At 47.1% G+C, this 14868-nt stretch carries 12 protein-coding genes and 1 tRNA gene; 10 read left to right on the top strand and 3 right to left on the bottom strand.

Translation table 11 applies throughout. The features are described from left to right. Positions 1-28: 28 nt before the first annotated feature. Positions 29-1057: a tRNA (adenosine(37)-N6)-threonylcarbamoyltransferase complex transferase subunit TsaD gene (tsaD, locus tag IE104_RS00635; RefSeq protein WP_189415079.1), complete on the bottom strand. Its 1029-nt coding sequence runs from the start codon at positions 1055-1057 to the stop codon at positions 29-31. Positions 1058-1254: 197 nt separating this feature from the next. Here tsaD and rpsU point away from each other — a divergent pair, with 197 nt between their 5' ends. The 3 genes from rpsU (at position 1255) to IE104_RS00620 (ending at position 3076) form a co-directional block, all read left to right on the top strand. Continuing rightward, positions 1255-1470, top strand: a complete 216-nt coding sequence (gene rpsU, locus IE104_RS00630; RefSeq protein ID WP_133685095.1) for a 30S ribosomal protein S21 — start codon at positions 1255-1257, stop codon at positions 1468-1470. Positions 1471-1724: 254 nt separating this feature from the next. Then, a complete protein-coding gene (locus IE104_RS00625) occupies positions 1725-2207 on the top strand; it encodes a helix-turn-helix domain-containing protein (protein ID WP_189415077.1) in 483 nt (160 codons plus the stop codon). Continuing rightward, positions 2204-3076: an acyl-CoA thioester hydrolase/BAAT C-terminal domain-containing protein gene (locus IE104_RS00620; RefSeq protein WP_189415074.1), complete on the top strand. Its 873-nt coding sequence runs from the start codon at positions 2204-2206 to the stop codon at positions 3074-3076. The genes IE104_RS00625 and IE104_RS00620 overlap by 4 nt, the downstream gene beginning before the upstream one ends. A 30-nt stretch (positions 3077-3106) precedes the next feature. Here the strand turns inward: IE104_RS00620 and IE104_RS00615 are convergent, their stop codons facing one another. Beyond that, the gene (locus tag IE104_RS00615; RefSeq protein ID WP_189415072.1) at positions 3107-3952 is read right to left on the bottom strand and encodes an alpha/beta hydrolase; all 846 of its coding nucleotides are present in this window, start codon (positions 3950-3952) and stop codon (positions 3107-3109) included. Between the two features lie 145 nt (positions 3953-4097). Here IE104_RS00615 and dnaG point away from each other — a divergent pair, with 145 nt between their 5' ends. The 3 genes from dnaG to IE104_RS00600 all read left to right on the top strand — a co-directional run bounded on the left by dnaG (position 4098) and on the right by IE104_RS00600 (position 8449). Further along, positions 4098-6173: a DNA primase gene (gene dnaG, locus IE104_RS00610; protein ID WP_189415071.1), complete on the top strand. Its 2076-nt coding sequence runs from the start codon at positions 4098-4100 to the stop codon at positions 6171-6173. A 142-nt stretch (positions 6174-6315) separates the two neighbouring features. Then, positions 6316-8181, top strand: coding sequence for an RNA polymerase sigma factor RpoD (gene rpoD, locus IE104_RS00605; RefSeq protein WP_189415069.1), 1866 nt, complete (start codon positions 6316-6318; stop codon positions 8179-8181). A 191-nt stretch (positions 8182-8372) separates the two neighbouring features. Then, positions 8373-8449, top strand: a tRNA-Ile gene (locus IE104_RS00600). Between the two features lie 100 nt (positions 8450-8549). On the opposite strand, the gene IE104_RS00595 is transcribed toward IE104_RS00600, so the two are convergent. Continuing rightward, positions 8550-9734 (bottom strand): winged helix-turn-helix domain-containing protein, encoded by a 1185-nt coding sequence (locus tag IE104_RS00595; protein WP_189415067.1) that lies wholly within the window; start codon positions 9732-9734, stop codon positions 8550-8552. Positions 9735-9829: 95 nt separating this feature from the next. Here IE104_RS00595 and IE104_RS19165 point away from each other — a divergent pair, with 95 nt between their 5' ends. The 4 genes from IE104_RS19165 to mobF all read left to right on the top strand — a co-directional run bounded on the left by IE104_RS19165 (position 9830) and on the right by mobF (position 14816). Then, a complete protein-coding gene (locus IE104_RS19165) occupies positions 9830-10024 on the top strand; it encodes a helix-turn-helix domain-containing protein (RefSeq protein ID WP_189415065.1) in 195 nt (64 codons plus the stop codon). Between the two features lie 178 nt (positions 10025-10202). Further along, positions 10203-10517 carry a hypothetical protein gene (locus tag IE104_RS00585; protein ID WP_189415063.1) on the top strand — a complete coding sequence of 105 codons (315 nt, stop codon included), beginning with the start codon at positions 10203-10205 and terminating at the stop codon, positions 10515-10517. Beyond that, positions 10501-12243, top strand: a complete 1743-nt coding sequence (locus IE104_RS00580; RefSeq protein ID WP_189415061.1) for a type IV secretion system DNA-binding domain-containing protein — start codon at positions 10501-10503, stop codon at positions 12241-12243. Before IE104_RS00585 ends, IE104_RS00580 begins: the two co-directional genes overlap by 17 nt. Then, positions 12237-14816: a MobF family relaxase gene (mobF, locus tag IE104_RS00575; RefSeq protein ID WP_189415059.1), complete on the top strand. Its 2580-nt coding sequence runs from the start codon at positions 12237-12239 to the stop codon at positions 14814-14816. The genes IE104_RS00580 and mobF overlap by 7 nt, the downstream gene beginning before the upstream one ends. Positions 14817-14868: the final 52 nt, after the last annotated feature.

Raw genomic sequence — 14868 nt, 5'->3', positions numbered from 1 at the left:
CCAATTGAAATTAAAAGCAAAAAAGCTATTAAAGCGGATGCAAACTATCGAGCGGCCAGCGCGCTTTTACATTAACCGCAAGCGTTTCATTCTGCCCTGCTAACAAACGCTGACAACCCGCGTAAGCAATCATGGCGCCATTGTCTGTGCAGAATTCGTGGCGAGCGTAAAACACTTTTGCATTTATTTTTGCGAGTGCAATTTCTAAATCTTTACGCAATTTTTTATTGGCAGATACACCACCCGCAATCACCAGTGTTTTTAAACCCGTTTGTTCAAGTGCGCGCTTGCACTTTATAACGAGAGTTTCCACCACGGCAGTTTGAAATGCGCAGGCAATATCGGCGCAGGTTTGGTCATCGGGCAAACCGTTTTCTTGTTTGTGTGCTGCAACTGTGGTGAGCGTAAAAGTTTTCAAGCCGCTAAAACTAAAATCCAAACCGGGGCGATCCACCATGGGGCGAGGAAATACGAAGCGACCTTCAACACCGGAATCCGCAAGTTTGGCGATTTGCGGACCGCCCGGGTAATCCAGATCGAGCATCTTGGCAGCCTTATCAAAAGCTTCGCCAGCCGCATCATCCAAAGATTCACCGAGCAACTCGTAAACGCCTATAGCATCTACTTTTACTAATTGCGTATGACCACCGGAAACTAGCAAGGCAACAAAGGGAAATTCGGGGGGATTTGCCTCCAACATGGGCGCGAGCAAATGGCCCTCCATATGGTGCACACCAATCGCGGGCACGTTCCAGGCATAGGCGAGCGAGCGCCCCATAGATGCACCCACCATCAAGGCGCCGATTAAACCGGGGCCTGATGTGTAGGCTATACCGTCGATATCCGCTGCACTTGAACCGCTTTCTTCCATTACCTGATTGATTAAAGGCAGGATTTTGCGCACATGATCGCGCGAAGCCAGCTCCGGCACTACGCCGCCATACTCCGCATGGAGCGCGATTTGGCTGTAAAGCGCATGGGCAAGCAGGCCGCGCTCGCTGTCATACACAGCAATACCAGTTTCGTCGCAGGAGGTTTCAAGGCCGAGAATACGCATGGAAGATCAATTGCTCTATCTGTAAATCAGGGTCGCCATAATAAAGGAGATAGAGCGACAAAAACAGAAGTTTGGCCTGCGGCAAGGGCGAAGTGGTTGCAGGGCTATACATAAGCGTATAGAATCCGCACCCCTTGGATAGCTTCCACGAACCTATCCTCAAGACATCATTTTTCGAAAACAGAACAGGTCAGAACATGCCTTCAGTAAAACTTAAAGAAAACGAACCATTTGACGTAGCTTTACGTCGTTTTAAACGCGCTTGTGAAAAAGCAGGTATTTTGGCTGACGTTCGCGCTCGCGAATGCTACGAGAAGCCAACCACTATTCGTAAACGTGACGCTGCTGCAGCTGTTAAGCGCCACGCTAAAAAGGTTCAACGCGAATCTAAAAAGTTTACCCGTTTGTATTAATTTTTGACTGGTCGATTGCAGCGAGCTGCAATTAGTCGATCATCTAAAATGATGCCTTGCTCTTTATGAGAACTTAAGGCCGCAAGCTGCCTAGCGACTTGCGGTTTTTTGCTGCCTGAATATTGATAAATTTCTACCGCTATACCTAATTAAACCCCGCTAAACCCTCCTGTCACCCCCAAGTCGCCCCGTGTCGTGTCGCTTATGTCGCCGTTTTGCTAAGGTAAGGCCATCTAATCAACGGATGCCGAAACATGTCACTAAAAGAAAAACGTCTTCAACGCGGCTGGACCCAAGCACAAGTCGCCGAGTTTAGCGGGCTAAGCCAACGCACGATCCAACGGCTGGAAAAAGGCCAACCTGCCACCACCGAAACCCTGAAATGCCTTGCAGCAGTTTTTGAAACTGATATAGCCGATCTTGGCGTTCCCGAAATTGTGGACGAAACCAAGTTAAGCGAAGAGGAAAAGCGCGAGCTAAAGAACATCCGTGATATCCGCGAGTTTGTCCTGCAACTGGCGGCTTATCTCCTTATAGTCCCGCTGATTTGCCTTGCCGGATACCTCAATGGCGGCAGTATGCGCAACGGGCTCGGACTTGCACTGGCGTGGGGTTCCTGGCTCGCTTACTGCGCCTTAAAGCTGTTTGACACTCGGGCTTTTTTTGGCAAAGGCTGGGAGAAACGTGAACTCGACAAACGAATGGGAAGAAAAAATACAGGGAAGGACGAACAATGAAACGCACACTTAAACTTTGCCTGCAAGTTGCAGTAGCCATGTGTTTGATAAGCGCAATAGCGGCCTGCTCGCTAATGTTCTCAAGCAAACCGGCACTCCCGGAGCGCCATGGACAAGTAACAAGCAAACTCTTTTTGGGGGAGGGAAATAACCAACCCTTGATCGTCGGCTTAGGCGGCTCCGAGGGCGGTAACCCTTGGGCAAGCGAGCATTGGAAACCACAGCGCGATAAATTTATCGCCCAAGGATATGCATTCCTCGCCCTAGGTTACTTTGGTGACAAAAACACGCCCCGCCAGTTGGACCGCATAGCCCTTGAAGGTGTGCATAAGGCAGTCATGGATGCAACAAAAGATCCCCATATAAACGGCAAACAAATCATTATTATGGGAGGATCAAAGGGTGCTGAGCTGGCACTAACATTGGCCAGTTATTACCCCGAATATACTGCAGTGATTGCCATAGTGCCGGGTAGCGCTATTTTCCCCGCATTAACCCTGGGGATGAATACATCTTCTTTCAGCTACCATGGCCAGGAGCTGACTTTCGTGCCCGTTCCATGGAGCGCAACGCCCGCCCTGATCAAACGTGATTTGCGCACCGCGTTTGAAAAAATGATGGAAAACAACCAGGTCATGGCCGATGCGGCAATCAAAGTAGAAAATATCCACGGCCCGATTTTGCTGTTATCCGCCACTAAAGATGAAATGTGGCCATCGATGGAAATGTCCGAGCAAATGGTGCAACGCCTGGAAAAAGCCGGATTTAGTCATAAGGTACAACACACTGCCATTGAAGGCGGCCATACCGAACCACTAAAACATTTCTCCGTTATTGAAGATTTCCTCGCGGCAAATCTTACGCATTAAAAACTTATGGATTAAGGCTTTAACCAAGCCTTAATCCACTCCGATAAACTCCGAAATCACCTTATAGGTTTCATCCTGCGGCTGGGGAATACGGTCATAAATCGCGTTGTGGTCGCGATCTGCAATCACTTTAAAACTCGCCTTATCGGTTTTCGCCAGCTGCACGAATTGTGCATACATCAATTGGTTTTCTTCCAAACGCGCCGGCCAATCGTGGTCGCCAATCAAGAGTAACAATCGCGGAATATTCTTACGTATGTAGTGCGAGGGTGCGGCGTCATCCACCACCAGCGGTAAATCACTCAAACCGCGCTCTTTGCGTACATTAAAATGCGTTGTCATTTGGCCGCTTAACGAAATAAAACCCGCTAAAGAAGTTAGCTCTACACCTTGCGCACGTAAATAGCGCTCATCCATTGCCTGCATGGTGGCCAAATAAGCACCTGCAGAATGCCCGCCTACATAAATTCGCTTGGGATCAGCGCCCAGCTTGGCTGCATTGCGAAATGCCCAAGCTGTTGCTTGCGCGGCATCTTCGATATACGCCGGAAATTTCACCTGTGGCGACAGGCGGTAATCGACATTCACCACTGCCACACCTTTGGAGCGCCAGTAGCTGGCAATGCGTTGATCATTAACATAGTTTTTGGTCCCGGAGGTCAAACCACCACCGTGATACCACACCAACAAAGGAAAAGGTTTCTTGGCTTTTGCAGGAAGATATACGTCCAGCTTGCGCGGGTTATCCGTCGCCTCAACGCCAGCATAAGTAATATCGCGCTTGTCAGGCGCCCACTGTGTTTGATCCTCTGCCCACGCGGCCTGTGCAAAGGACACAATCAAGCAAACCCAAACGCCAACCTTAATGCTTTTCATTATTGAATTTCCCAGATGTTTTTATTGGTGGAAAGATAATAGGCGCAAATCAAAATATAAGCATGCTTACTAGAAACTTCACCCACAACACAGGATACTAGCAGGCCAATTTACGGCCGCATCCGCCCTACTGATTGCAAACCCTATGTCCGGCATGATTCCGCAAAGCTTTATCGACGATTTGCTCGACCGTATCGATATTGTTGATACGGTGGATAGCCGTGTAAAGCTGAAAAAGACCGGCAAGAATTACAGCGCCTGCTGCCCCTTTCATGATGAGAAAACCCCCTCTTTCACCGTAAGCCCGGACAAACAGTTTTACTACTGCTTTGGCTGCGGCGCGAGCGGTAATGCGCTGGGTTTTGTGATGGATTACGAGCGCTTGAGCTTTCCCGAAGCCATCGAATCCCTCGCTCGCGTGGCAGGGCTAACCGTTCCGCGCGAAGTGCAAACCGAAGCGCAAGCCAAGCGCGAGCAAGAGCGCAAAAGTATTTACAGCCTGCTGGAAAAAGCTGACGAATTTTACCAACAGCAACTGCGCCATCACCCCAGCAAGCACATGGCGGTAAACTACCTTAAGGGCCGTGGACTGGATGGCAAAACCGCCAAAGACTACGGTGTGGGTTTCGCCCCACCCGGCTGGGATAATCTGCTCAAAAACCTCGCTAATAATGATGAAGACAAGCACTTGCTGATTGAAGGCGGCATGCTGATTCATCACGAAAACGACAAAAAACTCTACGACCGTTTTCGCCACCGCATTATGTTCCCCATTCGCGATATTCGCGGGCGCGTGATTGGTTTCGGTGGCCGCGTTCTGGGAGATGACAAACCCAAATACCTCAATTCACCCGAAACACCCGTCTTCCACAAAGGCCAGGAACTTTACGGGCTTTACGAGGCACGCCAAGCCTATCGGGATTTACCGCGCCTGCTGGTCGTTGAAGGCTATATGGATGTGGTGAGCCTGGCGCAATTTGGTATTCGCTACGGTGTTGCGACACTCGGCACAGCCTGCGGTGAAGACCATTTGGACAAAGCCTTTAAATACACCAACGAAGTCGTGTTTTGTTTCGATGGCGACAAAGCTGGCCGCAGCGCCGCCCATCGCGCACTGGAAGCATCTCTCACCACTATGGCGGATGGCCGAACCGTAAAATTCCTGTTTTTACCGGAAGGCGAAGACCCGGATACTCTCGTTCGCCAAATTGGCCCAGAGAAATTCGAGCGCATGATTGAGCTGGCCGTTCCGCTGGAGGACTTCCTGTTTGACGCAGTTGCCGAAGGCTTGAATATTCGCACCATGGAAGGCCGAGCGACTTTTAGTAAGCGCGCCGCGCCCATGCTCGATAAGTTACCCAAAAGCGTTTTCCGCGAGCTTATGTTTGAAAACCTTGCGACACGAACCGGTTTGAGCCGCAATATTTTGCAGGATTTAGTCCTTGAAGCCGCGAAAAATCCTGAGCCCAAACCCGAGCCAATAAAAGAGCCGGCCAAACCTGTTGTAAGAGAGCCGATAAAAACCGCGCCCAAACAGGTTCACATTCAACAGGCAATCCAACCGCCGTCAGGCCAGTCGCAAGCTCCGCAACAGCAGGAAGACCCGGGCTGGGCGAGCTACTACCATAATGAGTACGACACTGAAGCGCCACCGCCCAATTACGATGAGTTTTACAGCGGCCATCATTCACGCTCGGCAGTTGCAGAATCTGCGTCGCCCTGGAATAGCGCAAGCAACCGCATGCTAATAACGCCAGCGCGAAAAGCGGTTGCGCTATTAGCCTCCTCACCAAGTTTGGCTGCATTGGAAGCTGACTACGTAGGCTGGCTCGACAATAGCGACCCCGATATTCAAACCCTGGGCCGCTTGCTTAAAGTCTTACACGAGCGTCCCCATTACAATTTCTCGCATTTGATTGGCTACTGGCGTGGAATTTACGGCGAGGAAGAGACCGAACGCCTGGCAAAAATTGCTGGCAGCGACCTACTCCAAGCTGCTAGCGCCTTGGCTATCACCCGTGAGGACAAAGCCGCAAAAGCCAATTACGATAATGAAGCTGCCTTCAAGGGCTGCCTGGAAGCCCTGCACCGTCAGCAAAATCAAAAAAAATCCGCCGACTCCTTGGAAAAACTCAAAAACACCGACTTTACTCAGCTCAGCAAAGCCGAACGGGAACAATTGGTGCGCGCCGCACTGGCAAATAAAACCCCGCAAGATTGATTTCGCACATTTAAATTGCCGAATTCATCCCCATCATGGGTCGCATAGGGCATTTGCGGCTAGCTTTGCTAGAATCCGCGCGCGCATTTGCGCTATAATCCCGCGCTTTGCATTTCTCACTCACGTTTTACAGGGTCACTTAATGTCTGATGACGCTCAAGAAAAACAGTCTCGTATTAAAGAGCTGATAGCCCGCGGTAAAGAGCAGGGCTACCTCACGTACGCTGAAGTTAACGACCACTTACCGGAAGATATTTCTGATCCGGATCAGGTTGAAGACATCATCCAGATGATTAACGACATGGGGATTCGCGTATACGAAACCGCACCCGATGCCGATACCTTATTAATGACCGACGGCGACTCTGCCGCCGATGAAATTGCCGCTGCCGAAGCTGCCGCTGCCCTCGCCGCCGTAGAAACCGAAGCTGGCCGCACCACCGACCCAGTGCGTATGTACATGCGCGAAATGGGCACTGTGGAATTGCTAACTCGCGAAGGCGAAATCGTTATTGCCAAGCGCATTGAAGAAGGTGTGCGCGAGCTGATGCACGCCGTTGCCTACTGGCCCGGTGCAGTGCAAACCGTACTCAATGAATATGCGTTGGTTGCTAAAGAAGAACGTCGCCTTGCTGACGTTATCATCGGCTGGTTAGATCCAGTAGAAGAAATTCCTGCAACCCTGATTGATGAAGACGCCGAAATTGAAGTTGCTCCTGTCGCTGGCGCAAAACCCGCTGGCGATGATGACGACGACGAAGGCGGTGCAACTGAAGATGAAGAAGAAGCTGTTTCTGGTGTAGATCCAGAAGAAGCCAAAGTTCGTTTTGAAGCCCTGCAAAAGCAACAAGACAAAGTGACTAAAACCTTGGCCAAATACGGTTACGGTAGCAAGCAAGCAGAAAAAGAATTATCTGAATTGGGCGACCTGTTCAAATTCTTCAAACTGCCTGCACGTCAGTTCGAACCTATTTACTCCAAAGCGCGCGAAACACTTGAGAGCGTGCGTAAAGCCGAACGTTTGGTAATGGATTTGTGCACGCGCAAAGCGCAAATGCAACGCAAAACTTTTATCAAAGAATTCCCCGGCAATGAAATTAACGAAGAATGGCTGCCAGATTTAATTAAAGCCAAAACTGAAAATGCGGACAAATTACAAGCCGTATTGCCAGATGTTATCGCAGGCCAGCAAGCACTCGCACATATCGAAACCGAAACCGGTTTGAGTTTGGCGAGCATTAAAGATATCAACCGTCGCATGTCGATTGGTGAAGCGCGTGCACGCCGTGCCAAAAAAGAAATGGTTGAGGCCAACTTGCGTCTCGTTATTTCTATCGCAAAAAAATACACCAACCGCGGTTTGCAATTCCTCGATTTGATTCAGGAAGGCAACATCGGTTTGATGAAAGCGGTGGATAAATTCGAATACCGTCGCGGCTATAAGTTCTCAACTTACGCTACATGGTGGATTCGTCAGGCAATCACTCGTTCTATCGCAGACCAGGCGCGCACTATCCGTATTCCGGTGCACATGATTGAGACCATCAACAAACTCAACCGTGTATCGCGTCAAATGCTGCAAGAAATGGGTCGTGAGCCAACGCCGGAAGAACTCGGCGAACGCATGGACATGCCAGAAGATAAAGTTCGTAAAGTGCTGAAAATCGCCAAAGAACCTATCTCCATGGAAACCCCAATCGGTGACGATGAAGATTCACATTTGGGCGACTTTATTGAAGATACGACAATCGTGTCTCCGGTTGAATCAGCCACAATGGAAGGCTTAATGGAAGCAACACGCGAAGTTTTAGCAGGCCTCACCGCCCGCGAAGCAAAAGTATTGCGTATGCGTTTCGGTATCGACATGAACACCGACCACACCTTGGAAGAAGTGGGTAAACAATTCGACGTAACGCGCGAGCGTATCCGTCAGATCGAAGCCAAGGCGTTGCGCAAATTGCGCCACCCATCGCGCTCTGATCATTTGCGCAGCTTTTTAGATGACTAGTAATGCCTTGATGATTAATAGTAATTAACTGATCATCAAACGAACAAAACAAAACCCGCCAAGTGCGGGTTTTGTTTTTTAGCGCAATCAATAAGTTACAAACTTTCTACCGCATCGCACAAAGACTATAGCCACATCCAAACCGACCCCCTATAATGCGCGACTCGCAAGCAAGCTTGCACACCTCTTTAGGGCCTATAGCTCAGTTGGTTAGAGCATCCGACTCATAATCGGCAGGTCACTGGTTCAAGTCCAGTTGGGCCCACCATATACAGCAAGGGATTTACGGTTAGTGAGTGCTAATCGTATTTTTCCTGTGCTACATCTGTGCTACAAGCGTTTAAACTGTAGAGCAAAAAAGCTCTGTATTATTTAGCACCCCGTTTAACAATCTTAGAAATTGAGCCTATGCTAATGCCCTCCCTAGCGGAGATCTCTCGATAGGTGAGCCGCTGTCTATATACATAGTCTAAGATCCTCTCATCTCTCTCAGAGTTATCTTTAAACCTTCCGTCCACCTGTGGCACCAATATTTCACCGATATACCAAAGCTCAGCAATAACTACTGTTCTGAAAAACCAATATGGATCAAGTGATGCCTCCATAGTGTTGTCTAGGCATCCTTTGCTGTATACGGCACCGACAAAATCATTAAAGCTATAGCATTTTTCATAAACTTCAGGCCTTATGACTTTAAAAACGTGAGGACTATTTTGCTTTATGAATGACAAAACCTTTGGTTTAAAATCGTCCCAATTCTCAGTCTTAGCTAACTTGATTAGCCTGTAAACATCTGGCGCTATGGGCGCGCCATTGCGTAATATGGATACAGGGTTCCTTTCCGTCTCTTCCGAACTTAAGACCAACACATTATCCCCAAGTATTATTCTTTGTGCCCGGAACCTATCCAAAAGCCGAACTGCTGTAGGGTCCATTACATCCAATATTTTCTTTGCTCTATTTCTTTCAACATTACCTGACTGGCCCAAAACCACTGATGATTGAGTGGAGAGATGTTTTCTGCATGACAATCTTTGAGTAATAATGCGAAAACAAAACTTACACACCTTCTCCGGTGATGAATCAATTGCTCTTGCCAGCGCCATTAAAACATAACGAATTAATTGCAAATCTTTGCTAGCGACCTCAGCTTTGCTGCATTGGTCACTCTGATTCAATTCCTCAGCTGTCGTATATCCATTCTTACTATACCAACTCAAGTAATCAGATTGCGCAACTAACAGCTCAGCAGTTTGCAGCACTGAATCAGGAGACCTGATTGCATCATTCATCTCCAGCACTTGAAACTCAGCACTATTCTCAGCAACGAGATTTTTAAACAGTTCGCAGATTTCCCTATATCGCCCTTCAACTGCCTCATTGAACAGCTCTCCGGCAGACCTTCTGCCGAACCCCGTATGTTTTAATGCATGCTCACTAAACAACAAAGATGACAAATTAAACACAAGATTAACAAGCTCATCACTGCACCCCCTACCGACCGAACACAAAGCCCGCCGAACTGCACGCTTTAACCTTGTACCTCGCTTCATTTCCTTCCCCTGTTCACCTAATTTCAGAAAAGTCGTGAGCCAAAATTTTAGTAGAAAAATAACATTAAGCCACTTCCACTAAGAGTGACTTACACATGATTCGACAAAGAAACCTACTCCCCCGTGACCAAGCTGCGGAGTACTTATCAGTTAAACCGCAAACACTGGCCGCTTGGGCAACAACCGGTCGGTATGACCTGCCATTCATAAAAATTGGGCGGAAAGTTTTTTATGCGCTTGATGAGCTAGAAAGCTTTATCGAGAGAAGGACATATACCAGTACTCCATGAGAGGACTCAGACCCTAACGCACCCGTGATGCTAGCAGAGCAGTGCCCGTAACCAGGCAGAGTGCTTGAGACAAATGAGTTATCACTGTTTACATGGTCGTAACGGTTACAAGAAAAATTAAGCACCAAAGTCAGGAGCAACAAGGTGTTCACAATGTTTACACAGGTTGAAAATCTATATGAAACATCAAAACAACGATTTACTGAATCAAAATATAAATCTCCGGCTTACCAGCTACGATTTTAATTTAATTGCGGCAGAAGCCGAAGAGAGGGGCATGGGCAAAGCCGACGTTCTCAGAGCGGCATGGCGTGAGCACCTCAATCAACGAGAAATTTCTTCATTGCTTGCAGGGTTGGAGCAACGGCTTACGAAAAAAATATTTGAGATTCTCACCGCAGTTGCGGGACTCGATGACGGCGAACGTTTGCTGGCAATAAAAAAATATAAAACCAGAATGAATGAGGGCTCCACAGATGAATCCACCACATAACAAACGATATCAACTATGGCCACAAATGGTTGTGCTATTCGCTATTTTTTTCTTAGCGCAATCAATAATACTCTGGAATACCACTTGGGGCTGGTTTGATCACTCAGACTGGGGATCATTTAAAAAGCACTACCCTTTTATACTCACAATTTTTGGCAAGTACATTCCATTTGTCGAATTCCAAAAATGGCTGATCTATTGGAATAACCTAGGAGTGGCCAATCTAAGAACTGAATTTATTTTGCACCTTACATTGCCAATTATTTTCTCATTTGTAACGTCATTTTTGTTCGTTCGCCAACTCCTTTGGGTGGAGGGCGGACGGGAGAGAGTAATTCATATCAAAGGCCCGCTATTGTTAGAGGGAAATAGAGCAGAACGACATGCAAGGGCTTCACATCAACGAGATTTAAAAGCAAATTTGAGTTCCAAAAAGGGGATTTATATTCACCCTAAAATCAGCTTATGCACGCAACGTGAACAAGCCAGTTTCGGCATAGTTGGTGCGACTGGTGGCGGTAAATCGACGGTATTTAAGCCGTTAGTTAGCCAAGCTATAAGTCGTGGCGACTACGCAATTATTTATGATGAGAAAGGCGAATACACTTCTAGCTTTTATAATTCTGATACTACCCATTTAATTGCCGCCTGGGATGAGCGTAGTGCCTGCTGGAATATATTTTTAGATGTTGGCACAAAGCATCAAGCCGAACTGCTAGCTTTGTGCCTAATTCCTGATAGGGGCGGAAAAGATGCTATATGGTTTACAGGTGCAAGGATGCTCTTTGTTGGAATGATATTGGTACTGCTGAGTTACAAAAAGCCGTGGGGCTGGAAAGCGTTGAGCAACATGTTGAGCACTCCTCAAGATCAAATGTTGGAGCTACTAAATATTCACCACCCAATCGCGGCATCTTTCATAAAAAAAGAATCGGTGACAACGCAGGGCTTTTACGTGAACTTGACAGGAGAGCTGAGTTGGATTGAGGATCTGGCTATTGCGTGGCCTCGTCCTGTCAAAGGCGGTTTCAGTGTAAAAAAATGGGTTTCAGGAAACGACCCAAAGAAAGTCATCATCATACAGTCAGATCCACGCTTTGACTCTATTGGAGCACCGCTGTGCAATGCAATAGTGTCACTTATCACGCGAAACTTTCTTGCGCTAGAAGAAAATATTGAGCGCAAAACTTGGTTATTCATTGACGAGTTTGCGAATCTACCCCGAAATCCCATGATAAAAAAATGGCTTGAACTTGCTCGTAGTCGTGGAGCCAGGTCTGTGATTTGCACGCAGTCAATATCTCAAATTCGAGAAATTTATGGGGCGAACGATACGGATACAATATTAAATTTATTATCAAACATAATATCTTTACGGATCGGCTCCGGTGGCGATGAAGCCAAGTACATTTCTAGAATATTTGGTGAAAGAATTGTTGAGCGACCCAACTCATCTGACGCTAATGCAACATGGGTACGCACCAGAGAGCAGTTGGTAGAGGACTTTGAATTGACGCAACTGAAACCTGCAAGCAACAAGGGAGTTGAAGGCTACTTATTTGTTCCTGGCTGGCAAGCAACTTACAAATTAGTTTGGCCAATATATAAAGCAAATTCAGTAGCTAAAAGGCACTGCCCTGCAAAATGGATCGAGGCAATTGCTCCGAAGGAAAATACAAAATCGCCACAAACAAATCGTCTGAATAAGAGGGGAATACAATGCTGACCATTAGCCCCGTTAACAACATTGACTACTACGCCAACCTCGCAAAAGAAGATTACTATCTCGGTTCTGGAGAACCACCCGGAGTTTGGCGGGGCGTGGGCGCGCGGCAGCTCGGGTTATGCAACAAAATCGTAGCGAGCCAAGAGTATCAGAACTTGATGCGCGGTTTTTCACCACTAGGGGAGGCACTGGTTCAAAACGCAGGGAAAGACAAACGCCGCAATGCTTGGGATTGTACTTATAGCTGCCCAAAGTCCCTGAGCCTCCTAGCCGCAGCAGGCGACCAAAATCTGAAACAGAAAATATTGGCCGCTCAAGAAAGCGCGGTCTGTAAAGGCATAGAATTTTTGGAACGAAAAGCTGCAATAACTCGCAGAGGGAAATCGGGTGAACAGTACGAACGAACAGCAGGCTTAGTAGTCGCCACTTTCCAGCATTCAACTAATCGGGAGCAACAACCTCAAATTCATACGCATGCGCTGATATGTAACGTTGCACCAAGACACGATTTAAGCTGGGGCAGTATCGACTCCCGAAAACTCTATCAATGGCAAAAAGCAAGCGGCGCTATTTATCGCGCTGAACTTGCTTATCAAATACAGCAGCTTGGTTTTGCCGTAGAGCTAGATGGTGAATCTTTTAGAATCGCGGCGATTGACAGTGATATTTGCAACGAATACTCAAAACGTGCTCAAGATATTAATAAAGCGCTTTATGAGTCAGGTATTAAATCAAGTGCAAGTAAAAGCGGGCAGAAAATCAAGCTGCTGACTCGCAAGCAAAAACATTCTGTTGATCACTTAGTACTTGCGGGGCAATGGAAAGAGGCGCTGGCAGAGAGAGGGTTAGACGAAGAAACCATCTCACAGATTAAGCTGGCTAATAGAGTGAGAACAACCAAAGAAATAGATGCAGACTTGATACTAACTGAGATCACTGAAACCAAAGCTGTTTTCACCGAGCAAGAAGTTTATCAAAAAGTTGCCATAGCAGCCGTTGCATCCAATAAAAATGCTCGGGAAGCAGAACAAATTGCAAAACAGATTCTGTGTGGATGCAACATCATTGAACTCGCACCAGATGAACCTTTCAGTCGCTATTACACAACTCAAGAGGTTATAGACACGGAAAGATCAATGATTCAAACAGCAAAAGAGCTTGCCAGTCAAAATTCGAAGCAAATCTTTGAAAAAGAAATTATCGAAGCTATTGATTACTCGGAGCAAGCCATCCGATGCAGCCAAAAAGCGCAGAAAAATTCATTCAAATTCGACGATGAACAACGCGAGGCCATTTTTGCAATGCTGAATGGCGGCGACTTTGTAGTAACTCAAGGTAGTGCCGGTTCAGGAAAAACCACAACGCTACTACCTGTAAAGACTGCATTTGAACAGCAAGGATTAAAGGTCGAGGGTGCTTGTATCGCAAAGCGAGCAGCAGACAATTTAGCTGAAGAGACCGGTATAAAATCTAGAACGGTCGCTTCTATTATTGGGTCCATCGACGATGGAAAAAACCCACTGAAAAATATAGATGTCCTTATTGTTGATGAGGCAGGGCAATTGCCCAGCACAGATTTGCAGCAACTACTACATGCCGCAAAAAAGAATCAATGCAAAGTTATTCTCACAGGGGAAGACAAGCAGCTCGATAGCATAAAAAGAGGAGGCGCGCTTCGTTATCTTTCCCGCCCTGAAATCGTTGGCACGCAACGTATTCAAAATATCCGCAGACAAAACAAAGAATGGGCCAGAACAACCGTGGCAAATTTTCGAGATGGAAAATCTATTGCCGCTCTCGGCGAACTCAAAAGACATAAATGTTTGCACTTGGGTGAAACCAGCGGTGACACCAAGCAGCAATTGATCGCCGACTGGCACCAGTACCATAAGGCTAACCCTGATAAGAAAACTCTAGTCATGGCACAAAGATGGGAAAACGTAAAAGAGCTTTCCGAAATCATTCGAACTATTCTTATTAAGGAAGGTGTAGTTGGTCAGGAAAATATCCCTCTCACTTGTAGCATCGCAGATAAGAAATTTGAGTATAAATTTTCGATAGGCGACAGGGTAAAGTTCACTCGGAATGAATACCAGCGGTTACAAGTATCGAACGGTACATTGGGAACAATCAAAGAAATCCAACAGGTTGAAAATGATGCAAGGTTAACTGTGACAACCGATGATCAAAGAAATCTAACCTTCCTTGCATCAGAGTACAGCGATACACTCGGTACAAACCTCTGCCTAGCCTATGCCCTCACAGTCTATAGCTCGCAGGGCACCACTATAGATGGGAACACTTTTACTTTGTACAGCGGCGGGATGGATCGTGCAAACACTTACGTTGCGCTTAGCCGCCATAAAGAAGAATCTCACCTCTATGTAAATAGATCAGAGGTGGATGAGTTAGCAGGAGCGTATGACTCAGGCCAAGCCATTTCCGAAGAACAAAGAATGATCACTCTCGCTAAATTAATGAGCAGAGACAATTATTCTTCGCTTGCCATTGAGCACCTGCCGCAACGAGAAAAATCATATGAGCGGTCTATTGAATACGAGATAGACATTTAACGCCTGGATTCAATTGAGTTGCCCCTAGCCAAGGCTACTAACCTGCCCCTGA

It is taken from the genome of Cellvibrio zantedeschiae (assembly GCF_014652535.1).
Taxonomy (GTDB): domain Bacteria; phylum Pseudomonadota; class Gammaproteobacteria; order Pseudomonadales; family Cellvibrionaceae; genus Cellvibrio; species Cellvibrio zantedeschiae.
Note: the sequence above shows the minus strand (reverse complement) of the source record. Positions and strands in the feature narration are given on the sequence as shown.